Origin of the sequence: Halomonas sp. DP1Y21-3, from assembly GCF_019801245.1 — a bacterium.
GTDB classification, from domain to species: domain Bacteria; phylum Pseudomonadota; class Gammaproteobacteria; order Pseudomonadales; family Halomonadaceae; genus Halomonas; species Halomonas litopenaei.
Map to the genome: position 1 here is coordinate 156,191 of NZ_JAHVJM010000008.1, position 21,351 is coordinate 177,541.

Consider the following 21,351-nt stretch of genomic DNA (forward strand, 5'->3'; position numbering starts at 1 on the left):
TCCGGCTAGAGGGTGCTCAGTGACGCCGCAAGCCCGGTATTGATCAGTCGGCGGTAGCCATCGGTGACAGCATCGGCAAATCCCTGCTGCGCCGCCAGGGCCGCAGGGACGATGTCTTGCTGGGCCAGAAAGGCCGCCACCAGCGCTTCAGGGGCTTCGCCGTGACGTTCATGCAGCTCGATGAAGCGCGATGCCAGCGGGTCGCTCACCTCATGTGGCTGGCCGTCGAGCGAGACGCCGGAGGTGTAGCGTACCCAGGCGGCCAGCCCCAGTGCGGTGCAGTCGACCTGGTCGCTGGTCCAGTCTGCCAGTTCGCTCGCTGCGCGCGGGGCGATTAAGGTGATCGATGGCCTTGCAGGTGCGTTTGCCGTTGTGCTCAATATTGTCACAGGGCGGAACGGTGATGGCCGCAGGGCAGGGGGCGGGTGGCCCTTGCCCATGAGAGACGTTTGCCGGGTAGATAACTATCAGCCGTTGGTGTCCTCGAAGATCGACGAAAAGCGCTGCACCATCTGGGGCAGGGAGATCAGGATCTCGCTTTGATGCACCAGCATGGCTTGGCGGGCCTTGTCTTCGTCTCTCTGTTCGATGGCATCGACAATGTCGGCGTGCTGCTGGACCAGCTTTTCGAAGGGCGTGGTGTCAGGCACGCTGAGGTAGCGCACCCGGTCGAGCTGTGCCTTGACCTCTTCGATGACGCGCCAGGCTGTCTCGTGTCCGGCGCCAAGGGCGAGCACGCGGTGGAAGTCTTCGTCGAGGATGAAGAACTGGTCATACTGGCCGCTGCGGGCGCAGCGAATCTGGCGTTCGATCAGATCCCGCAGCTCGTAGATCACCTTGTCGGCGAGCCCTTGCCTGGCGGCGGAGGCGCTGACGGCGGTTTCGACTGCCTCCCTGACGAAGCGCGCTTCGCGCACCGACTTCTGCGAGATGCCCACGACATAGGTGCCGCGTTGTGGGCGAACGTCGACCAGGCCTGCCTCGGACAGGCGGATAAAGGCTTCGCGCACCGGCTGGCGGCTGACCGAGAAGGCGTCGGAAATCTCTTTCTCGGACAGTGCCTGGCCGGGGGCGAACTGCATTCGGATGATGGCGAGTCTGAGGACTCGGTAGAGCCGCTGACGCACCGATCCTCCGGTAGCATCCTGTTCCCAGAGTTCAGCGATTGCGGGGGTCAGCATGGGGGCACCTACCTTTCGTTGAGCTTTTTAGCTCTTGTACTGTTGAGCCTTTGGGCTCCGGTCTGGTATGGCTTGTATGGTAGTCATACTAGCATAGCTGTCGGGTGCTGTCCGGCCTGGGCGTATAGCACTTTGGTCTCGCCTCGCCACCATCATCGTCACCCCGGGGGGCGCCATGCCGCACTCCGCCAACTTCGCTGCACCGGATGACTGTGTGTTGCGCAAGGACGATCATCGACGCCGGCTCGGCGGACATCTATCACGCCTTTCAGGCGACCCAGCTGCCGCTGGCGCCGACGCCGGCCAGCGCTCTGGCCCATTCGCCCTGGGGAGATTTGGCATAGGCAGCACGGCAGTAGGCAGCGCCTCGATAGCCGGGGTTATCCTGGTGGAAAGGGTGACCCTTGCACGCCGGCGGCGCTGTGATGATGTTGTAAGGGGCGCGGCTTCTCAGGGCATATGGTCAGCGCGGGAGCCGGCGAGGGCGTGGCCGTCGACGGTGGGGTGGCCGGGACTGCGGTCGGTGTCTGTGCCGGCGGTTGGCGAGTCGGCAGGTGTGTCGCCTGCGAGCGGGCCTTCGCGCCCGGGTACCGGCACCACCATCATCCAGTCGAGCCCGGCGGCGATCGGCGCAAGGCGCATGCCGTCGCCCAGTGCGACCACGGCGTCTCCCAGTTCGCTTAACGGGCGACTGGACATCGGCGCCTGGACCACGGCGTCCGCCAGGCGGTTGACGCCGTCCTGCTGGGCGCTGGTGACGGGGTCAAGCGTGCCTCCCAGGCGATCGGCCAGCGTCTCGATGCGGGTATCGGCCTGCGCCAGCCCGTCTGCCAGGGTGTCGGCCAGGGGCAGCAGCCGGTTGCCGGTCCTGTCGAGGCCCTGATCGAAGCGCCCAAGGGTCGTGACACCACTGTCCAGGCTGTCCGCCAGCACCAGACCCTGCAAACGCCCGGACAGGTCCTGGCCGGCATCGACCAGCCGTCCGACCTCCTCGAGGGTGGTGCGAGTGTCGCCTACCAGCGATGACAGATTGGCCGACATGTCGCCCAGTTGCTGGGCCGGGGCCAGGGCGAGTGTCACCCGGTTGTCGAGCATGTCGCCGGGACGTGTGACCATGACGCCGAACTCACCGGTCAGGCCCACTGCCTCGGTGGCCAGCATCTGACTCAGGCTGCCTCGGCCCAGGTCCGTCGCTGCCGTGAGCGTGCTGCGCTCATCGTTTCCGATACTCTCGACCAGTCCGACGACGGCCTGCTCATCCAGCCGCGGAATGCCGCTGTGGCTGATCCCGCCATGGCGCAGCGCCGTGCGCGCCGCCACCCCTTGCAGGCTGGTCTCATCACGCCTGCCGCCCAGCACCTGACCGGCCAGGGCGACCCACTGGCCGGCACGACTGAGCCCGCTGGCGGAGGCGTCGACCAGGGCGTTGCCGGTGGTGGCGCTGACGTCTGACAGCGCATCGCCTCCGGCGACGATCAGGTCCGCCGCCAGGCTTGGCCACAGCAAGGAGTCGGAGGTGATCAGGATCGGTTCCAGGCCGAGCTGGATAGCGCTAGCCACTCGGGTGGTCAGTGACTGCTCAAGATCGCCCCATGGCTCCTCGAGATCGAGTTCCTGCTGTCCGATGCCCAGCGTGCTGGTCAGGCGACGTCGATAGCGGTCCAGTGACAGCACCCGCTGCAGCCGGTCATCGAAGCGATGCAGTAACGGCAGAGCAGCGACGCTGTCGAGCACACCCTCAACCGCTTCCAGAGATCCCCCCAGTGGTCCCTCAAGGTAGGCCCCGGTGCTTGCCAGGGCGGACTCGGTAGCGCTGGCCCATCCGTTGGCACCGACAGCACGGGCCACGGCGGTTCCTTGAGTCGTGAGCTGGTTGGCGGTCATCCGTCCGATCCCCCCGGCCACCAGCTCGGCGGAACGGGAGGCGCTGGGCAGCGCCGGGCTGGCCGAAAGGTGCTGTCGGTCGCCGGAAATCTGATCACGCTGAACGATCTGTACCGACGACTGGAAGCCGTGACCCGCAAGGGGGGCTGACGTCATCTCGGTGGCTGGTCTGGTGGCGGATGCTGCTGGCGAGAAAGGGGAGTGCTCAGCGCAGCCGGTCAGCAGAACGGCCAGAACGGTTACCGCTATCCATCGTGGCAATCGAGCCGCCTGTGCGCTGGGCTTGAGGATCATGAGGTGTCCAGCCGTCTGATACCGGCAGTAGTGCACCAGACTATCGACAAAACGGGCGAGATCGTGGACGAACTTTGCTAGAGCAGGCGTGTTGCCGGCATGGATGAGCGCTAGGAGCGAGTCATTGGCAGTTAACCTGCCCGGGATCGCGACAGGGTCGACCGGGCAAGAGGATCAGGCGAGCAGGTGGTGATACAGAGTGGTGGCGCCGATGGCGATCAAGACCAGCCCCCCGAGGATCTCGGCACGCGGCCCCACCGTCTTGCCGAGCCGGCGTCCCAGCAGCATGCCCAGGGTCGCCATCAGGGTGGTGGCGCCACCGATCGCCAGTGCCGTCACCCAGATGTTGGCGTTCATGAACGCCAGACCTACGCCCACCGCCATGGCGTCCAGGCTGGTGGTGATCGCGGTGGCGATGATCAGCCACCAGCGGGTGCGATCGCTGGTCGTGCCGCAATCGCAGCTGGCGCAGTCCTTGGGGGCGGGAGCGAGGCCACTGTGGATCATCTTGCCGCCCAGGGCGAGCAGCAGGAAGAAGATGATCCAGTGATCCCAGTGGGCAATGGTGTCATAGGCGCTGGTGCCGAGCAGCCAGCCGATAATTGGCGTCGTGGCTTCCACCAGACCAAACAGCAGGCCGGTCTGCAGGGCCACCACGAAACGCAGCCGACGCACGCAGGCACCCTTGCTGACCGAGGCGGCAAAGGCATCGGAAGATAGCGAGAAGGCGAGCAGCAGGGTCGAAGTGGGCGTCATGAAGGTGCGAATCCGGCGGTTGCCTGTTGAAAATACGTGATGTCGCTGAAAGAGCCTCGTGCGCAGCGTTACGACCGATATTCCGGGCATTGGCTATGGACACGATAGCGAATTTGCATGGCGATATTAGCGCGCAGGCTGACAGATGCAACTCTTTACCAAGGCTGCAAGTTTAAGCCAAAACAAAGACATATAGCCGTGACTATACCTTATGGCAGCGGCAAGAAAAGGAGAGGCCAGAGGCGCACTATTGCCCGCTGGCGGGTAATCCCGAGGCGCGACAAAGCGGCAAGGTCGTCGAGGCCCTTTCCCCGATAAACGAGCAAGAAGATGCATTGGCAGCGGCAAGAATTTTGGTTCTCGGGAAGAGAAGACGGTCAGGATTTCAAGGCGTCTTCCAGCATCTTTACGATGACGAGGCCGGCCTTGGCGGGCAGGTTGTCGCCGGCATAGTGGCGAATGGCTGCGACCTCTTCGCGAAGCTTTAGATGCCGAGCTCTGAGGTGTTCGAGTTCCTGTTCAAGGAGCTCCATTCCATCCATTCCAACCGATGAAAACTGGGAAGCCCGAGGTTCGAGGGAGTCGTCAAATGGCGTGGTCACTGTCATCTCCGGACCAGGACAAGGGCACCGCCGGGCAGGCGAGACCATCGGAGAATCCTGGTTATTGAAGTGTGGCGTATCTCTCCTTGTGGCGATATAGGGATCAGGGGGTAGTTCGCCTGTAATGACGAGGTAATCAAACCATTAATCCGTCACGATCATGATATTGCGACTCAGGCATTCGACCGACACGCGGTCGAGCCAGGCTTAGGCCTGGTCCTGAAACTCGGGCACGGCGACTGCGTCGTTGTGGGTGACGACCTCCTCGAGCTGTTGGCAGAAGGTGTTGAAGGCGTCGCTCGCATGTCCGGGGCGCCGGTGCATCTCGATTTCCACCTGGCCGAGCGCCGGCAGGCCCTGCTCCTCGCCGAGAATCCGACAGCCCGCCGGTACGCTGCGGGGTGTCTTGACGGTGATCGCGAGCCCCGCCTGGACCGGCAGGTTGATGCCGGTGGGGGACTGGCTCGAGTAACGCAGTTCCCAGGCGCGTTCCTGACGCCCCAGGGCGGCGAGGGCATGGGCGCGAAAGATGCAGCCTTCGGGGTTCAGTGCCAGGGGCAGTCGGCTGCCACGGGTAGGATCGGCATCTTCTGCCGCGACCCACACCATGGGTTCCCAGCCGAGCAACTGGCCCGATTGCGTCGGTCCGTGGCGGATCGACAGGACCACGTCGAGCAGGCCCTGCTGGAAGCTGTCCACCAGGTCGGCACTGATGCCACAGATGACCTCGATGCGGGTATGCGGATAGGCCTCGGCGAAGCGGGGCAGCAGTTCCGGCAGGTAGGCGCTGGCCTGTTCCTCGGAGGTGCCGATACGAATCTTCTCGCCGTGCTGGCGGTCGCCGAGTGCCGCCCTGGCCTCGTCCTCCAGCGTCAGCATGTGTCGCGCATAGGGCAGCAGCCGTTCACCGTCGGACGTCAGCAGCACGCTGCGGCTGGTGCGCTCGAACAGCGACTTGTGCATCTGGTCCTCCAGTCGCTTGATCTGCAGGCTGACGGCGGACTGGGTGCGGTGCAGCACGCGGCCGGCGGCGCTGAAGCCCTGGCACTCGGCCACGGTGACGAAGGCGCGGAGCAGGTCGGTATCCATAATCGATGAGCCTTTGAAATAAGTGATATCTCAACCATTCATTTCTATTATGAAGAGGCGCTCTCTATCCTGTCCAACATCACTTGAGACAGGCAGGAGTTCCTCATGCAGGCCACCGATGCGCCCACCACTTCCTCGCTGGACGGTCTGATCGACCTTGAGCACTACCCGATTCATGACCTGGACGGCGAGTCCGGACGGGCGCTGATCCAGCGCTGTCACGAACAGCTGGCCGACGATGGCTGTGTGGTACTCAAGAACTTTGTCCCCGAGGAGGCGTTGGCGCGGCTGGAGCGCGAGACCGAGCGGCTGTCGCCCGAGGCGCACTACAACCAGACCGAGACCAACCCCTACAACAATGCCGGCGATCCCGAGCGCCCGGCCCGCCATCCGCTCAATCGCTTCGACGATCGCACCAACGGCTTTGTCGCCGGTGATCGCATCGATGACGACACCATCATTCGCCAGGTCTACCAGCACCCGGACTTCCAGCGCTTTATCGCCACTGTCGTGGGCATGGAAGAGATTCATCAGTACGCCGACCCATTGGCGGACCTGGTGGTCAACGTGCTGAGAGAGGGCTGCCAGCATCCTTGGCACTACGACACCAACGAGTTCATCGTCACCATGATGACCCGCCAGTCCCACGGCGGTGGCCGGTTCGAGTATGCCCCGGGCATCCGCAGCCCCGAGGGTGAGAACTTCGACGAGGTCGAGCAGGTGCTGGACGGCGATCGTTCGCGGCTCAAGGCGCTGGACCTTCAACCGGGTGACCTGCAGGTGTTCTTCGGCCGCTATTCGCTGCACCGGGTGACGCCGGTGGAAGGCCAGAAGGAGCGTCACACCGTGATCTTCGCCTACGCCAAGGAACCCGGCTTCATCGGTCGCCCCGAGCGTGCCCAGCGCATCTTCGGGCGCATGGCGCCGATTCACGAGACCCTGTTGAAGGAAGGCATGAATCGCAGCGATTCGCTGGCCGACTGAGCCCACGCCGATGACATCGAAGCCGAGCACGTAGAGGCTCGGCCTGTGCCCCTTGCGACCCCGCCATATTCGAACAGGACCCTGACATGAGCATCGTCGATTTCGACAACCTGACCGACAACGAGCCGGACCATATTCCGGTCGTGCCCTCTGCGCCGATGGCCAACGGCGACAGCATCCCCACCGCCTTCGATCCCAGGCAGCTGCGCGCCGGGCGCCTGGCGCGGCTGCGCGCGACGATGGCGGAGCAAGGCTACGCCGCCATGGTGCTGTTCGACCCCAACAACCAGCGCTATGCCACCGGTTCGCGCAACATGTTCGGCTACTTCCTGCGCAACTCGACCCGCTACATCTATGTGCCCCTGGAAGGGCCGGTGATCCTGTTCGAGTACCCGGGCAGCGCCCACGTCTCTACCTGGCTCGAGACCATCGATGAATCGCGCACCTCCAAGGTGGTGTGGTCCGCCGTCAACCAGCGCGACAACCTCTCTTCGGACCCCTTCGGTGTGGAGATCGCCGAACTGATCGAAGAGCACGGACGCGGCAACCGCAAGATCGGGCTGGATCGCTGTGCGCTCAACCTGGCGCGCTCACTCGAGGCCCAGGGCCTCGAGGTCTTCGACTGCATGCAGGACACCCTGCACTGCCGGCGCATCAAGACCCCCGAGGAGATCGCCTGTCTGGCCCAGTCCATGGCCGGCAGCGAGGCTGCGGTGGCCGAGGTCGAGGCGGCGATCAAGCCGGGCATCACCGAGAACGAGCTGTTCGCGATCATGTACGGCAACGTCATCCGCCAGGGCGGCGAGTTCATCGAGACTCGTCTGCTGTCGTCCGGCCCGCGCACCAATCCCTGGTTCAATGAGGCCAGTGACCGGGTCATTCGTCCGGGCGAGCTGGTGGCGCTGGACACCGATACCATCGGTTGTCACGGCTACTATTCGGACTTCTCGCGTACCTTCCACGTCGGCCCGAATCGCCCCAGCGCCTACCAGAAGGAGCTGTATCGCATGGCCTACGACCAGGTGCACCACAACATGGGCATCTTGAAGCCGGGCATGAGCTATCGCGAGATCGCTGAGCAGGCCTGGAAGATCCCCGAGCGCTTCCTCGACCGTCGCTATCCCTCCATCATCCACGGCGTCGGCATGCACGGTGAAACCCCGCTGGTCGCTCACCATATGGACTTCGATCGCTTCTCCAAGGATGGCGTTCTCGAACCCGGCATGGTGGTGTCCGTGGAGAGCTACATCGGCGAGGTGGGGGCCGCCGACGGGGTCAAGCTGGAAGAAGAAGTGCTGATCACCGACAGCGGTGTGGAAAAGCTGTCCCGCTATCCCTTCGACGAGGCGCTGCTCGACCGCCAGTTCTGAGGCGTCACGCTGCCCTGTCATTGTGCGCTGGGCCCATGTGAGATGGTCGCCCGGCGCTGACGCCTTTTCAGCAAGTCATATCGAGAGTTTTGATGAAAGACGTGAATCATTGGATCGGCGGTGAGTCACAGCCGTCGCAGCGCCACCTGGATGTCATCAACCCGGCCACCGCCGAGCCGGTCGGTCGTGTCGCCCTGGGGGACGCTGCTACCGTCGAGCGTGCCATCGAGGCGGCCCGCCGTGCCCAGCCGGCCTGGCGCGACACGCCGCCGGCCAAGCGCGCCCAGGTGATGTACCGCTTCAAGGCGCTGCTCGAGCGTGACGCCGACGAGATCTGCGCACTGGTCAGCGAAGAGCACGGCAAGGTGCTTGAAGATGCCATGGGCGAACTCAAGCGCGGTATCGAGAACGTCGAGTACGCCTGCGGCGTGCCGGAGCTGCTCAAGGGCGAGTACTCCCACAACGCCGGGCCGGCCATCGACACCTGGTCCAATCATCAGCCGCTGGGCATCGTGGCCGGGATCACGCCGTTCAACTTCCCGGCCATGGTGCCGCTGTGGATGTATCCGATGGCGCTGGCCTGCGGCAACGCCTTTATTCTCAAGCCCTCCGAGCAGGTGCCGTCGGCGGCGCTCAAGATGGCCGAGCTGCTCACCGAAGCCGGTCTGCCCGACGGCCTGTTCAGCGTGGTCCACGGCGACCGTGAGGTGGCCGAGGCGCTGATCGATGCGCCCGATGTGAAGGCGGTGTCCTTCGTCGGATCGACCCCGGTGGCCAAGGCGATCTACCAGCGTGGCGCCGAGAACGGCAAGCGCGTGCAGGCGCTCGGTGGCGCCAAGAACCACGCCGTGGTACTGCCCGATGCCGATCTGGACAACGCCGCCAGCACCCTGATCGGGGCCGCCTACGGCAGCGCCGGTGAGCGCTGCATGGCGATCAGCGTGGCGGTGTGTGTCGGCGATGACACCGCCGATGCCCTGGTCGAACGGCTTTCGCAGGAGGCCCGGGAACTCAAGATCGGTGCCGGCACCGAGCGCGGCCTGGATATGGGCGCGCTGGTCAACGCCGGGCACCGTGACAAGGTGGCGGGCTATCTCCAGCAGGGCGTCGACGCCGGGGCCGAGCTGGTGGTGGATGGGCGCGAGCATCCGCTGGTCGCGTCGTCACCGGGCTACTTCCTCGGTGCGAGCCTGCTCGACCGGGTCACGCCCGAGATGAGCGTCTATCGCGACGAGATCTTCGGGCCGGTGCTGTGCGTCGTGCGTGTCGCCAGCTTCGATGAGGCCATTGCGCTGATCAACGCCCACCAGTACGGCAACGGCACCTGCGTGTTCACCCGGGATGGCGAGGCCGCGCGTCGCTTCGCCGACGCCATCGAGGTCGGCATGGTCGGCATCAACGTACCTCTGCCTGTACCGGTGGCCTTCCACAGCTTCGGCGGCTGGAAGGAGTCGCTGTTCGGCGATCTGCATGCCTATGGCCCCGACGCCGTGCGCTTCTACACCCGGCGCAAGGCCATCTCCCAGCGCTGGCCGAGGAGCCAGGACAGGGAAAGCGCGCAGTTCAACTTCCCCTCGAACTAGCGCGCTCTCGAGGCCAGACTCGTCCAGCAAGCGCAGCGCCGGCCTCGGACCTCCGACGAGGGAGAGCGCCTCAGGCCACCGACAACGCCCACTCCTTGCGAGTGGGCGTTGTCGTATCCGTGGCAGGCGCTCGCGCCATCACTCGGGGGCTGTCAGTGTCTAGGCGCTGTCCGAAAAGTCGACGAGCGAAGGTTAGACAAGGCAAAAATCGGTGAGAAAGCGCAGTTTACGGGGTGTAAATGAGCATGTTGATCCGATTTTTAACGCCGTATTACCGAGCGCAGGCACTTTTCAGACAAGCCCTAAGTGGATGGCGGCGTCGCCGCAAGACGCGGGTGGATAGGGTTGGCGGGGCGATAGCCGGGCAGGGCAATACGACGGGTGGCGACGCTCGGGTGCAGCGTCTCGTTGCCGAAGGAGGCAAAGCCGATGCGCCGCAGATAACGCCGGGGCGAGATCAGCCGATAGAGGCGCGAAAGAAACCTCTGGTAGGAGTCGACGATGTCGTCCTCGCGCGGTGGTGAACCAAGCAAGGGGCGGCTGTCAGGCAGCAGCGGCAGCCCCTGTTCGCAGGCGCGGCCCATCATCCAGTCCAGGCTGACGTCCGACAGCACGCGGTCCCGGTAGCCTCCGCCGACGTTGGAGTGGGCGCCGGGAAACCATACCTGCTCGAGGGTGGAGGTGGTGGTCTGCGGCGACCACAGAGTGGGGGCGAAGGCCTTGCGGTGCTCGTCGATCGCCAGCGCCTGGTAGGCGTGGCGCACCAGCGGGCTCAGGCGGGTGTCATGGAACTCGAATCGGCGGCGGTTGAAGGCGGCAAAGCTCCTGAGTGGAATCCCCAGGCTGCCCACGGTGTCCCACACACCGATCATGTGGATCTCCGGCACCCAGGCGTAGCGCGAGGCGAAGCGTCGAGCCTCGGCGGATTGCGGGCCACGCCTTCGATCGCGGTAAAGCGCGTAGGCGCGTCCCGCCAACTGCCGGTGTTCGGGGTGCAGCAGTCCGCTGGTGTGAAGCATCCCGCTCAGGCTGCGCGCGGTGTAGGCGCCTCGGCTGAAGCCGAACAGGAACAGCCGGTCGTCCGGGCGCAACAGTTCGACCAGCTCGACGTACGCCTCGATCAGAATTTCCGATAGCCCGAGTCCGGTGGCGCCTGCCACCAGGCGGTCGTACCAGTGCAGGTCACTGCCGACGCCATGGTAGTAGCGCTTGACGGTGCCGCCCTCTGCCATGGGGTTGTCGGCCACCGCCTGGTAGAGCCGGCTGACGTTGGTGTTGGTGTCACCGTCTTCCAGGTCCATGTCCGGCACCTGCCAGGTGCCATCGAAGAACAGCGCGACATTCTTGGCCATCGGCTTCCCTTGCTGTCAGCCCTCTTGATCCGAGCGATGCTCGGTGGTCGCTGTCAGTGTATGTCGTGGGCGTGGCCAGAAAATTGAGCGCAGAAGCGAAGGGCGTCGTTCGGTCGTGCCGTCAGCGCTGCGGCAAAGATTGCAGGAGCGGGGCGGGTGGATGGTTTCCGCCCGCCCCTTGGTCGTTCGCTTGTCGGAGAGTCTAGAAGCGCGTCGCCCAGGTATCGACGACCCTGAGCGCGTCATCGACCAGATGGAGCTGGCGCCACTTGTCGAAGGTCATGCAGGGGTGCGAGGCGCCGAAGGCCAGGACGTCACCGATGCGCACGTCGCGGGCGCTGTCCGGTAGCTGGATAAAGGTGTGCTGATCCATCTGCTTGACGACTTGCCAGCCTTCCACCGACAGCTGCTCGCTGGCCTGTCCGCCTTCGCGATAGCGCCTGAGCACCTCGGGCGCCAGGTCGAAGCCGATATCGCGCTTGCCCAGTGCCACGATGGCCAGCCCCGGCTCGGGCAGCGACTGCACCTGTGCGAACACCTCCAGCGCCGGCTCAAGCCCTTGGTGCAGGTCCTGGCGCCGGGACAGCACGCCGGCCTGGGCCTCGCGGTAGATGCCATGGTCGTGGACCACGTAGCAGCCCGGGCGCAGCACCGGGGTAAAGCGGCCCTCGAGTCCACCGTCGCGGAATTCTTCTGCGATCAGGTCGTACCAGGCCGAACCCGAGGCTGTGACGATGGGCTTGTCGCGCTCGACCAGCCCTTCGTCGGCCAGTCGCTTGACGCCGTCGACGAGGCGCTGGGCGTAGCGACGGATACCGGCCACCGGATCGTCGCCATGGACCACACCCTCATACCCCTCCAGACCCGCCAGGGCTATGCCGGGCAGGGTAGCCGCCCGGCGCGCCAGCGCCATTACCTCGTCATCATCGCGAAGTCCGCACCTTCCCCCTTCGACGCCTACCTCGATCAGGATATTCAGGGAGATGCCGGCTGCCCCGAAAAAGGCGCCTAATTGGTCCAGGTTCTCGGCGCTGTCGACGGTGACATAGAGCTCGGCGCCGGCACGGATCAGGTCGGCGGCGATGGCCATGTTGGCCTGACCGACCATCTGGTTGGCCACCAGTAGTCGCTGGGCGCCCTCGGCGAAGGCCGCGCGGCACTGGGGCAGGGTAGCCAGGGTGATGCCCCAGGCGCCGGCCTCGAGCTGCCGCCGGAACAGTGCCGGGGTCATGGTGGTCTTGCCGTGGGGGGCAAGCTCGGCGCCGTGGCGGCGGGCGAAGTCCTGCATCCATGCCAGATTGTGGGCGAGCGGGGCCTGGTGGATCACCGCTGCCGGCAGGCTGACGTCGGCCAGCAGCCGGTTGCCGGTTTCCAGGGTGCCCTTGTGGCAACCCTTGGCATCGAAGGAGGAGGAAGCGGGGGAGTGGGCCATGGAAGTTCTCCTGAAGGCGGAACGCGGCTCATGTTACGCCGCGCTGGACGATTGGCAATGTTCGAAGATTGATCTGACTACGACCATTGTCGGAAATTTTCAAAAAACGGTGGATGGTTGTTAGAAACTAACATAGCGTAAGGATACCGCAGATGACGAGGGCCCTGGACAGGCTTCGTGATCTGGCAACGTCGCAACGGAGGGAGGCAAGCCGTGAGTCAACAGATCGATATCCTGTCGCGCATCACCGCGGTGGTTCGCTCGCTGAGCGAGTCGGAGCGCAAGGTGGCGGAGCTGATCTTCGACGACATCGACTTCGTGGCAGAGGCCAGCATCAGCGAGATCGCCCGGCGATCAGGCGTCAGTGATGCCACCGTGACCCGCTTCGCCCGCTCGGTGGACTGCGACAACGTGCGTGACCTCAAGCTGCGCCTGACCCGTGCCCTGGCCGCCGGTCGTCGCTTTATCGAGGACGCCGATCCCGCCCGGGGATCGAGCATCGTCTACGACGTTGCCGCCCAGACCCTGGCGCTCAACCGTGAGTTGCTGTTCGAGGCCGATATCGAAGGCGCGGTGGAGCGACTCGACAATGCCCGCCAGATCCTGACCTTCGGCAGTGGCGGCGGCTCCAGCGTGATGTGCCAGGAGCTGCAGTTTCGCCTGATGCGCCTGGGCTATGCGGTCAGCGCCTATCCTCACGGTCTGCTGCCGAGGATGGTGGCCGCCACCCTGGAGCCCGAGGACGTAGTGGTGGTGCTGTCGGTGTCCGGCTATACGCCGGAGATGGTCGAGTCGGCCCAGATCGCCAGTCAGTACGGAGCCCAGGTGATCGCCATCACCGCCGTGGGGTCTCCGCTTGCCGCCGCCGCCAACGTGGTGCTGCCGATCGCCGCCCGGGAGACCGATTTCATTCTTCACCCTTCGGCGTCGCGCTATGCGTTGATGGCCGCCATCGACGTGCTGGCGCTGGAGCTGGCCATGCGTCATCGCGACCAGGCGCGCACCAAGCTCAGGCGTTTGAAGATTGCACTTGATGACCATCGCGGCGGTGACAATCGCCAGCCGCTGGGAGACTGACATGCACCATGACCTCTTGATTCGTCGCGCCACGCTGCTGGATGGCACCGGCGCAGATCCTCGTATCGCGGATGTCGCGATCAAGGGGGATCGTATCGTGGCGGTGGGGGATCTCGCCGGGCACGAGGCCAGCGAGGTGGTGCAGGCCGAGGGGCTGGTGCTGACCCCGGGATTCATCGACGTTCACACCCACGACGACACCAATGTGGTGCGCACCCCCGAGATGCTGCCGAAGCTGAGTCAGGGGGTGACCACGGTGGTGGTCGGCAACTGCGGCATCAGCGCCTCGCCGGTCAGGCTGCGCGGCAGCGAGGTGCCCGATCCGATGAACCTGCTGGGCGACGCCGAGGATTTCGCCTACCCCAGCTTCTCCGCCTACGCCGATGCCGTGGCGACGGCCTGCCCGGCGGTCAATGTGGCGGCGCTGGTGGGGCATACCAGCCTGCGCTCACTGGTGATGGATGACTTCGAGCGGCCGGCCCGCGACGACGAGATCGCCGCCATGCGCCTTGCTCTGGAACAGGCGCTGGCCGAGGGGGCCATCGGCATGAGCACCGGGCTTGCCTATCGCAACGCCCGTCAGGCGCCAAGCGCCGAGGTCGGTGCCCTGGTGCGCGCGGTCAGCGAGGCGGGCGGCATCTACACCACCCACCTGCGTGACGAGTTCGCCGGACAGGCCGAGGCGATGGACGAGGCCTTTGCCACCGCCGCCGAAGCCCGTGCACCGCTGGTGATCTCGCACCTGAAGTGCGCCGGTGCCGGTAACTGGGGCCAGGCGCCACGGGCCCTGGCGCAGTTGACCGAGGCCGCCAGCCGCCAGCGTGTCCACTGCGACTGCTACCCCTATACCGCCGGTTCCTCGACCCTGGATCTGGGGCAGGTCACCGACGAGATCGACATCACCATCACCTGGTCGAAGCCGCATCCGGAGCAGGCGCGTCGGCCGCTGGCCGACATCGCCGCCGACTGGGGGCTGTCACTGATGGACGCGGCCAGGCGCCTGCAGCCCGCCGGCGCGGTCTATCACAACATGAGCGAGGACGACATGCGCCAGGTGCTGGCGCACCCCTTGACCATGGTCGGCTCCGACGGCCTACCCAATGACCCGCATCCGCACCCGCGCCTGTGGGGCGCCTTTCCCCGCGTGCTGGCCCACTACAGCCGCGACCTGGCACTGATGCCGCCGGCCGAGGCGGTACGCAAGATGACCGGTCTTTCCGCCGCCACCTTTGGCCTGGAAGACCGCGGTGTGATTCGTCCAGGCGCCTTCGCCGATCTGGTCCTTCTGGATCTCGAGCGCCTGGAAGATAGCGCCACCTATGACCAGCCGAAGACGCCCGCCAGCGGCATCCTTCGGGTGCTGGTCAACGGCACGACGGCCTACGCCAACGGTCAGGCGTCGGGCCAACGATCCGGGCGCATGTTGCGCCGAAGCGTGCGCCTTGCGGCCACGCCACTCTAGCCACGTTTATTGCATCAGCCTTTATCAGGAGACATTGACATGACGATCAAGCGTTATGGCGCCGAAGGCGGCGTCGGTACCGGCGGTCAGAAACTTCCCTTCTCCCGCGCGGTGGAAGCCGGCGGCTGGCTGAAGGTGTCCGGTCAGACCCCGATGACCGATGGTGAAGTGGTGGAAGGCGGCATTATCGAGCAGAGCCGACTGGCCTTCGAGAATGCCCTGACCATCGCCCGCGAGGCGGGCTACGACATCGAGGACGTGGTCCACGTCACCGCCGTGCTGACCGACTCGCGCTACTTCCAGTCGTTCAACAAGGTGTTCGCCGAGTACTTCAAGGATCACCCGCCGGCGCGCATCTGCAGCGTTCAGGATCTGGTGGTGGACTGCAAGGTCGAGGTGGACCTGACCTGCTACCGCGCCGACCGCGCTTAAACCAGGGATATTGCGTCGAGCGGCAACTCGACCGGGGCAGGGATGCCCGCATCGTAGCGACAGGAAGGCGCCGGATCCCGGCAAGGACCCGACGCCAGGCACAGCAAACGTTCACGTTCACTGTCTCGATCGCGGCAACGACCGAGACGACAAGTATAAGAGGTCTGTATGAACAGTCATCTTTTCCTTGCTACCTTTTGCGTCTACATCGTCCTGATGATCGGCTTCGGCTGGTGGATGTCGCGGAACGATCGCGGCACCGGCGATGACTTCCTCCTTGGCGGGCGCAGCGTACCGATATTCCTGACCATCGGTACCACCGTGGCCACCATGGTGGGAACAGGTTCCAGCATGGGGGCGGTGGGCTTCGGCTACGCCAACGGCTGGGGCGGCGCACTCTATGGTCTGGGTGGTTCGATCGGGGTGCTGCTGCTGGCGCTGTGTTTCGCCGGTGTGCGCCGCTACCGCTTCATGACCATGAGCGAAGAGTTGTCGTTCTACGTCGGGGCCAACCGCCTGGTGCGCAATGTCGTGGCATTGTTCATCTACGTCGCCTGCATCGGCTGGCTCGGCGCCCATATCCTCGGTGGCGGCCTGTATCTGGCCTGGATGGCGGATATCCCCGCCTGGCAGGCCAAGATGGTGGTGGCGCTGGGCTTCGGTGTCTACTGCGTCATCGGCGGCTACATGGCGGTGGTCTGGACCGACACCGTGCAGGCCATCGTGCTGTTTGTCGGCTTCTTTTTGATGGCGGCGGTGGCCGTGGTCGAGGTGGGCGGCTTCTCCGAGATGACCGCCTCCATGGACGCCGCGGCGACCAGCTTCCTGGCCATCGACAAGGTCGGCCTGGTGCCCGCCCTGTCGCTGATCACGGTGATCGCCGTCGGCGTGCTGGCAACCCCGTCCTTCCGCCAGCGCATCTACTCCGGCGCCTCGGTGGGCTCGGTACGCCGCTCCTTCCTGGTGACTGGCTGCCTTTACATGCTGTTCTCTATCGTGCCGGCGATCATCGGCATGGCCACCTACGCCCTCAATCCCAACCTGGAAAACAGCAACTTCGCCTTCCCGTATCTGGCCACCGAGGTGCTGCCGCTGTGGCTGGGCCTGCTGCTGCTGGTGGCCGGTCTGTCGGCGACCATGTCCAGCGCCAGCAGTGACGCCATCGCCGGTGTCACCACCCTGATCCGCGATCTCTACGTGCTGGTCAAGGGCCGTGCGCCGTCGGCCAAGAGTGTGGTCATGCTGTCGCGGGTCGGCCTGGTCGGCACCATCAGCCTGGCGCTGGCCTTCGCCCTGACCTCCGACAACGTGATCGCCTACATCACCAAGATGGTGGCGACCGTGCTGGCGGGCATGTTCGTGTGCGGCGTGCTGGGCCGCTTCTGGCCGCGCTACAACTGGCAGGGCGCGATTGCCTCGCTGGTGGTGGCGTCCGCCACCTCGCTGACGGTCATCTCGGTGGAGAGCTGGAGTGAGTACTGGGGCAACCCGAGCATCCCGGCGGTGGGCCTGGCCATGGCCGCCGGTATTGTGGTCAGTCTGTTTACCCCGGCTTCCGAGCTCAGCGAAGACCAGGCACTCGAGCTGATCACCGAAGAGCGCGAGCGCATGGAGGCGGTGCCGGACGTGCCGCTGCGCAAGGGGCCCGCCAAGGCCTGAAGACCGCTCTCCAGGTCGAAGCACAAAAGCCCGCGCAGGTGACTGCGCGGGCTTCTTCGCATGTCTGCCGCGGTGGCGAGGAGCATGGGGCGCCGCTCAACGGCGCAGCGACCATATTCGGCCAAGAGCGCCGTCCTTCAACACAAGATGGTGAAACAGGGCCGCCGCGATATGGCCACCGAGCAAAAAGGGCAGCAGCAGATCGGCGCCCCAGTCCCGATGAAAGCGGCCAAATGGCTCCATCAGGGTGATCAGCGGCACCTCGAACAAGGCTGCGAGCGACGCCGCCAATGGCAGGCGCTGAAACGAGGGCAGTGTCCACTGGCCCAGCACCCTGAGGTCGAAGCCGGTACCGATATACGCCGCCACGGGCAGCGCCAGGAGCACGGCGAGCAGGCCACGGTGGGCGAGGCGAGTCACCCGTGGCAGACCCAGGGGTGGCGGCTGCGGCAGCCACAGGTGGGCCACCAGTAGCCCGAGCGACAGCGCCACACTCAAAAGCCCCAGGTTGACGTGGACCACCAGCAGGTACCAGTTGGCCGACTCGAGCTGGGTGGTTGCCCACTTGCGCCCGTAGGCAGTGAGGTAGAGAAGACCGATGGTCAACGCCAGCGAGGCGTGCAGGGCGCGGCTGGTCAGGGCATGACGGGCAGGGTGGACATCGGGGGCGTGGGTGACGTCGTGGGCTCGGCTCGCTGGCATGAAGGAAACCTCGGGGATGCGGTATTGCCCGGTGTCAGGCAACTACCGCCATGCTGACGCCTGGCCCTTCGCCTGTCAGCCATTCCCTGTGCCATGCTGGGGGCAATTCGCCCTCGGAGCCTTCCATGTCGATCTTTCTCGTCACCCTCTTTGTTGCCTCCCTGCTGCCGATCCTCCTTGCCTGGATCGGCGCCGCCTGGCGCGTGCGCCAGTTCGGCCATCTGGACAATCGCCACCCGCGTGCCCAGCAGGCGCGTCTTGAAGGCGTCGGTGCGCGGCTGCAGGCGGCCCAGTCCAACGCCTGGGAGGCGCTGATCGTCTACGCCACCACCGCGGTGGTGGCGATCGGCGCCGGGGTGGAGCTGGATAGCCTCGACGTGCCGGCGCTGGTCTTTCTCACCTCACGTCTGCTCCACCCGCTGGCCTACGCCCTGAACTGGCAGTGGACCCGCTCCATCGTCTTCGCCGTCGGCATGCTGGCGTGTCTGACGATCATGATCGGGGCGCTGTGGTAGCCGCCCTGAAACGAGACCGGTGGCGGGCGGGTTGTCCGCCGGCGTTCAGCCCTTTGACCGTCAGGAGCCAACGGCCGTCATTGTGACGACCGCGCCAGGGTGGTGACCAGCCGCTGGCAAATGTTGTCCAGCGCCTTGGCCTTGCCTTCGTCGGCCAGGCTGCCGTCTTCATGGAAGGCGCTACCGGCGCCGCCCACGGCAAGCTGGTCAGGCAGTACGGTGACGCCGATATTGCTCAAGAGCTGACGCAGCAGCGGCAGGGCGCGTAGCCCGCCCAGCCCGCCGGGTGAGGCGCCGACGATGGCCGCCACCTTGTGCTGGTAGGGCTCGAGGGCGCCCAGGTCGCCGTCGGGGCGCGAGACCCAGTCGATGGTGTTCTTCAGAAGCGGTGTGATGAAGCCGTTGTACTCAGGGGAGGCGATGGCGAGACCTTGATGCTCCATGAACATCCGCTTGAGGCGGCTGGCGTGCTCGGGAAGACCCTCGCCGGCCTCCAGGTCACCGTCGTAGATCGGCATGGGAAAGTCGCGCAGGTCGACGAAGGTGGCCTGTCCGCCAAGGGCGTCGATGCGTTGTGCCATCAGCTTAGCCAGACGCTTGTTGAAGGAATCCTCCCGGGCGCTGCCGGCAAAGACCAGGATACGGGGACGGGTATCGCTCATGGGGTTCTCCTGCGGTGTGAACGGAAGCGCAAAAGGGCAAGGCATGGACCAATAGCCAATGGAGCACGCTCTGTCAGCCATTGCCAGCGCCGATCTTGTGCATTCATCCTGCAACATATTGGATCAAGATGGCAGAAGGAGGACGATGTGAAGTACCCCACAACGCCGGATGGGCGCTACTTTGTTGCCCGCAATCGCCTCTGGCGCTGCACCGATCCCGGCCTGGACGAGGACACCCGCAAGCGCCACGTCAAGGCGCTGATGGCGGCCCGACGCGCGGTCAAGGAGGCCAACAAGGTCGACGATGACGACGCGCTCAAGGCCACACGCCGCCAGGTCCAGGCGGCCAAGGAGGCGCTGGGCGAGCGTGGCCCGGTGTGGTGGTCCGACGGCGCCGAGGATGAGTCCGGACGCGCGCCCCACAACAGCTCCTACGCCGACTGGTGGGCCAGCCTGAACGCGCAGGAGGACAAGGCGTCTGGATGAATGCCTTGCGTGTCGGCAAGGCGGCCTTCAGGAAGACCAGGGCAGCGGTGGCGCCTCCAGGCGTGCTCCCTGCCACTGGGGGATGTCACCAAAGCGCTCGCTGGCGGCTTCCCAGTCGTGCTGGGCCTGGATGATCGCTTCCCGCGAATGGCCAACGAAGTTCCACCAGATCAGGATCTCGTCCTGCATCGGCTCGCCGCCGATCAACAGGATCCGGCTGCCCGCCGACAGCGACATCTCGAGGCTGTCTCGCCCACGTCCGAGATACCCCAGCTCGTCCACCGCGAAGGCCTCGTCATCCAGCTCGAGGCCGCCTTCCAGCACCAGCACGCCGTATTCGAAGTCAGGACGCAGGGGCACCGCCAGCTTCGTGGTGTCACTGGCCTGAACGTCGAGTCCCACCAGCGGCGAAAAGCTCAGGGTGGGGGCGTGGTGGCCTTCGGCTTCACCGATCAGCAGGGTGAAGTCGGCGCCGTCGCGGCGCCAGCGCGGCAGCTCGGCGTAGTGATCAAAGCGTGGCGCGGTGTCGGCCTTGTCCTGGGGCAGGGCGATCCATAGCTGGGCGGCGTGCAGGCTGTCGGTTTCCGCCAGGCTCTCTTCGGTATGGCTGATGCCGTGGCCGGCGGTCATCAGGTTGACCTCACCCGGGCGAATCACCTGGTCGCTGCCCAGGCTATCCCGGTGGTGGACCTCGCCGGAAAGCATCCAGGTAAAGGTCTGCAGGCTGGTGTGGGGATGGGGGCCGACCCGCATGGCCTGGCCCTCGCGCAGGATGCTGGGGCCGGCGTGGTCGAGAAAGCACCAGGCGCCGATCAGGCGGCGCTCGCGGGTGGGCAGTACGCGGTGGATCGGCAGGCCGCCGACGTCGGCCTCCCGGGAACCGATGCGCTGGATACAACGGCGTCCATCGACCACCGGGCAGTCCAAAGAAGATGATGGGCGATGGGGCGTTTCGTGCAGGCTCATGGTGGCCTCCTGGGCGGTTATGGCTAGACCTGGTTTGGCTGTACCTGGCTGGGATCGACAGAAAGAACAAGACCTGGGCGCAGTACGCCCAGGCCTGAAGCTCACCCTTGGGTCTGCTGCGAATAGCTCTGCATCAGGTTGGAGTAGGCCGGCAGGTGGGACGCCAACAGGCCACCGAAGCCTTCGATGTCGTTGCGCCAGTCGCGATGCAGCTCGCCACCCACCCCGAACCAGGTCATCAACTGGGCGCCGGCCTGGCTCATGCGATCCCAGGCGGCCTCGCGGGTCACCGGGTTGAAGGTGCCGGAGGCGTCGGTGACGACGAAGACGTCGTAGCCGGCCTCGATGGCCGACAGCACCGGAAAGGCCACGCAGACCTCGGTGACCACTCCGGCGATCAGCAGCTGCTTGCGTCCCGTCTTCTCGATGGCGGCGACGAATTCCTCGTTGTCCCAGGCGTTGATCTGGCCGGGGCGAGCGATATAGGGGGCGTCCGGGAACATCTCCTTGAGTTCGGGGACCATGGGGCCGTTGGGGCCGTCCTCGAAGCTGGTAGTCAGGATGGTCGGCAGCTCGAAGAACTTCGCCATGTCGGCCAGGGCCAGCACGTTGTTCTTGAAGGCGTCGGGCTCGAAGTCGCGCACCAGCGACAAGAGGCCGGCCTGGTGGTCGACCAATAGTACGGTGACGTCATCCTTGTCGAGACGAACATAGGGGCGAGTCATGGGTTTTCTCCTCCTGTCAGGGGAAACCTTCCTTAAGAGATGCCTCCGGCATCCAGCCTGGAGGTGGGGTCCCGGCGGCGACTGCCGCCGGGAAGTTGCCAAGCATTGAGAAGGGGGGAGTCGGCAGGGGCAGACGCC

The 21,351-nt window shown here is 65.3% G+C and carries 21 protein-coding genes; 9 read left to right on the top strand and 12 right to left on the bottom strand.

What is annotated here, in order from left to right; translation table 11 throughout:
- Positions 1-5: 5 nt before the first annotated feature.
- The 6 genes from KUV74_RS20100 to KUV74_RS20125 all read right to left on the bottom strand — a co-directional run bounded on the left by KUV74_RS20100 (position 6) and on the right by KUV74_RS20125 (position 5,806).
- Positions 6-380: a hypothetical protein gene (locus KUV74_RS20100; RefSeq protein WP_222517194.1), complete on the bottom strand. Its 375-nt coding sequence runs from the start codon at positions 378-380 to the stop codon at positions 6-8.
- An 87-nt stretch (positions 381-467) separates the two neighbouring features.
- Positions 468-1,181 (bottom strand): GntR family transcriptional regulator, encoded by a 714-nt coding sequence (locus KUV74_RS20105; protein WP_222517195.1) that lies wholly within the window; start codon positions 1,179-1,181, stop codon positions 468-470.
- 450 nt (positions 1,182-1,631) lie between these two features.
- Positions 1,632-3,221: a hypothetical protein gene (locus KUV74_RS20110; protein WP_222517196.1), complete on the bottom strand. Its 1,590-nt coding sequence runs from the start codon at positions 3,219-3,221 to the stop codon at positions 1,632-1,634.
- Between the two features lie 312 nt (positions 3,222-3,533).
- Positions 3,534-4,115 carry a manganese efflux pump MntP family protein gene (locus KUV74_RS20115; protein ID WP_045991826.1) on the bottom strand — a complete coding sequence of 194 codons (582 nt, stop codon included), beginning with the start codon at positions 4,113-4,115 and terminating at the stop codon, positions 3,534-3,536.
- A gap of 377 nt (positions 4,116-4,492) precedes the next feature.
- Entirely contained in the window at positions 4,493-4,717 is a 225-nt protein-coding gene (locus KUV74_RS20120; protein ID WP_222517197.1) for a hypothetical protein, read from the bottom strand.
- Between the two features lie 207 nt (positions 4,718-4,924).
- Positions 4,925-5,806: a LysR substrate-binding domain-containing protein gene (locus KUV74_RS20125; RefSeq protein ID WP_045991825.1), complete on the bottom strand. Its 882-nt coding sequence runs from the start codon at positions 5,804-5,806 to the stop codon at positions 4,925-4,927.
- 105 nt (positions 5,807-5,911) lie between these two features.
- Here KUV74_RS20125 and KUV74_RS20130 point away from each other — a divergent pair, with 105 nt between their 5' ends.
- The 3 genes from KUV74_RS20130 (at position 5,912) to KUV74_RS20140 (ending at position 9,743) form a co-directional block, all read left to right on the top strand.
- Positions 5,912-6,790, top strand: coding sequence for a hypothetical protein (locus KUV74_RS20130; protein WP_222517198.1), 879 nt, complete (start codon positions 5,912-5,914; stop codon positions 6,788-6,790).
- A gap of 86 nt (positions 6,791-6,876) precedes the next feature.
- Positions 6,877-8,160: a M24 family metallopeptidase gene (locus tag KUV74_RS20135; protein WP_045991823.1), complete on the top strand. Its 1,284-nt coding sequence runs from the start codon at positions 6,877-6,879 to the stop codon at positions 8,158-8,160.
- A gap of 92 nt (positions 8,161-8,252) precedes the next feature.
- Positions 8,253-9,743, top strand: coding sequence for a CoA-acylating methylmalonate-semialdehyde dehydrogenase (locus tag KUV74_RS20140; protein WP_222517199.1), 1,491 nt, complete (start codon positions 8,253-8,255; stop codon positions 9,741-9,743).
- A 302-nt stretch (positions 9,744-10,045) separates the two neighbouring features.
- Here the strand turns inward: KUV74_RS20140 and KUV74_RS20145 are convergent, their stop codons facing one another.
- Together KUV74_RS20145 and KUV74_RS20150 are read right to left on the bottom strand one after the other, a co-directional pair.
- Positions 10,046-11,095, bottom strand: a complete 1,050-nt coding sequence (locus KUV74_RS20145; RefSeq protein WP_222517200.1) for a DUF2235 domain-containing protein — start codon at positions 11,093-11,095, stop codon at positions 10,046-10,048.
- A 202-nt stretch (positions 11,096-11,297) separates the two neighbouring features.
- Positions 11,298-12,527, bottom strand: coding sequence for an amino acid deaminase (locus KUV74_RS20150; RefSeq protein ID WP_222517201.1), 1,230 nt, complete (start codon positions 12,525-12,527; stop codon positions 11,298-11,300).
- Positions 12,528-12,740: 213 nt separating this feature from the next.
- On the opposite strand from KUV74_RS20150, the gene KUV74_RS20155 reads away from it, so the two are divergent.
- From KUV74_RS20155 to KUV74_RS20170, 4 genes are all read left to right on the top strand, one after another.
- Positions 12,741-13,604, top strand: coding sequence for a MurR/RpiR family transcriptional regulator (locus KUV74_RS20155; protein WP_045995075.1), 864 nt, complete (start codon positions 12,741-12,743; stop codon positions 13,602-13,604).
- 1 nt (position 13,605) lies between these two features.
- The gene (locus KUV74_RS20160) at positions 13,606-15,066 is read left to right on the top strand and encodes an N-acyl-D-amino-acid deacylase family protein (RefSeq protein ID WP_222517202.1); all 1,461 of its coding nucleotides are present in this window, start codon (positions 13,606-13,608) and stop codon (positions 15,064-15,066) included.
- 39 nt (positions 15,067-15,105) lie between these two features.
- A complete protein-coding gene (locus tag KUV74_RS20165; protein ID WP_222517203.1) occupies positions 15,106-15,498 on the top strand; it encodes a RidA family protein in 393 nt (130 codons plus the stop codon).
- A gap of 168 nt (positions 15,499-15,666) precedes the next feature.
- On the top strand, positions 15,667-17,157 hold the full coding sequence (locus KUV74_RS20170) for a sodium:solute symporter family protein (RefSeq protein ID WP_108133304.1): 1,491 nt from the start codon (positions 15,667-15,669) through the stop codon (positions 17,155-17,157).
- A 96-nt stretch (positions 17,158-17,253) separates the two neighbouring features.
- Here KUV74_RS20170 and KUV74_RS20175 read toward each other — a convergent pair whose 3' ends face one another.
- Entirely contained in the window at positions 17,254-17,859 is a 606-nt protein-coding gene (locus KUV74_RS20175; RefSeq protein WP_222517204.1) for a cytochrome b/b6 domain-containing protein, read from the bottom strand.
- A 125-nt stretch (positions 17,860-17,984) separates the two neighbouring features.
- On the opposite strand from KUV74_RS20175, the gene KUV74_RS20180 reads away from it, so the two are divergent.
- Positions 17,985-18,374 carry an MAPEG family protein gene (locus tag KUV74_RS20180; RefSeq protein ID WP_222517205.1) on the top strand — a complete coding sequence of 130 codons (390 nt, stop codon included), beginning with the start codon at positions 17,985-17,987 and terminating at the stop codon, positions 18,372-18,374.
- 77 nt (positions 18,375-18,451) lie between these two features.
- On the opposite strand, the gene KUV74_RS20185 is transcribed toward KUV74_RS20180, so the two are convergent.
- Positions 18,452-19,036, bottom strand: a complete 585-nt coding sequence (locus KUV74_RS20185) for an NADPH-dependent FMN reductase (protein ID WP_222517206.1) — start codon at positions 19,034-19,036, stop codon at positions 18,452-18,454.
- A gap of 147 nt (positions 19,037-19,183) precedes the next feature.
- On the opposite strand from KUV74_RS20185, the gene KUV74_RS20190 reads away from it, so the two are divergent.
- Positions 19,184-19,522 carry a hypothetical protein gene (locus KUV74_RS20190; RefSeq protein WP_222517207.1) on the top strand — a complete coding sequence of 113 codons (339 nt, stop codon included), beginning with the start codon at positions 19,184-19,186 and terminating at the stop codon, positions 19,520-19,522.
- Between the two features lie 27 nt (positions 19,523-19,549).
- On the opposite strand, the gene KUV74_RS20195 is transcribed toward KUV74_RS20190, so the two are convergent.
- Together KUV74_RS20195 and ycaC are read right to left on the bottom strand one after the other, a co-directional pair.
- Positions 19,550-20,488: a pirin family protein gene (locus tag KUV74_RS20195; RefSeq protein WP_045995069.1), complete on the bottom strand. Its 939-nt coding sequence runs from the start codon at positions 20,486-20,488 to the stop codon at positions 19,550-19,552.
- 101 nt (positions 20,489-20,589) lie between these two features.
- Positions 20,590-21,213: an isochorismate family cysteine hydrolase YcaC gene (gene ycaC, locus KUV74_RS20200; RefSeq protein WP_045995068.1), complete on the bottom strand. Its 624-nt coding sequence runs from the start codon at positions 21,211-21,213 to the stop codon at positions 20,590-20,592.
- Between the last annotated feature and the right edge of the window lie 138 nt (positions 21,214-21,351).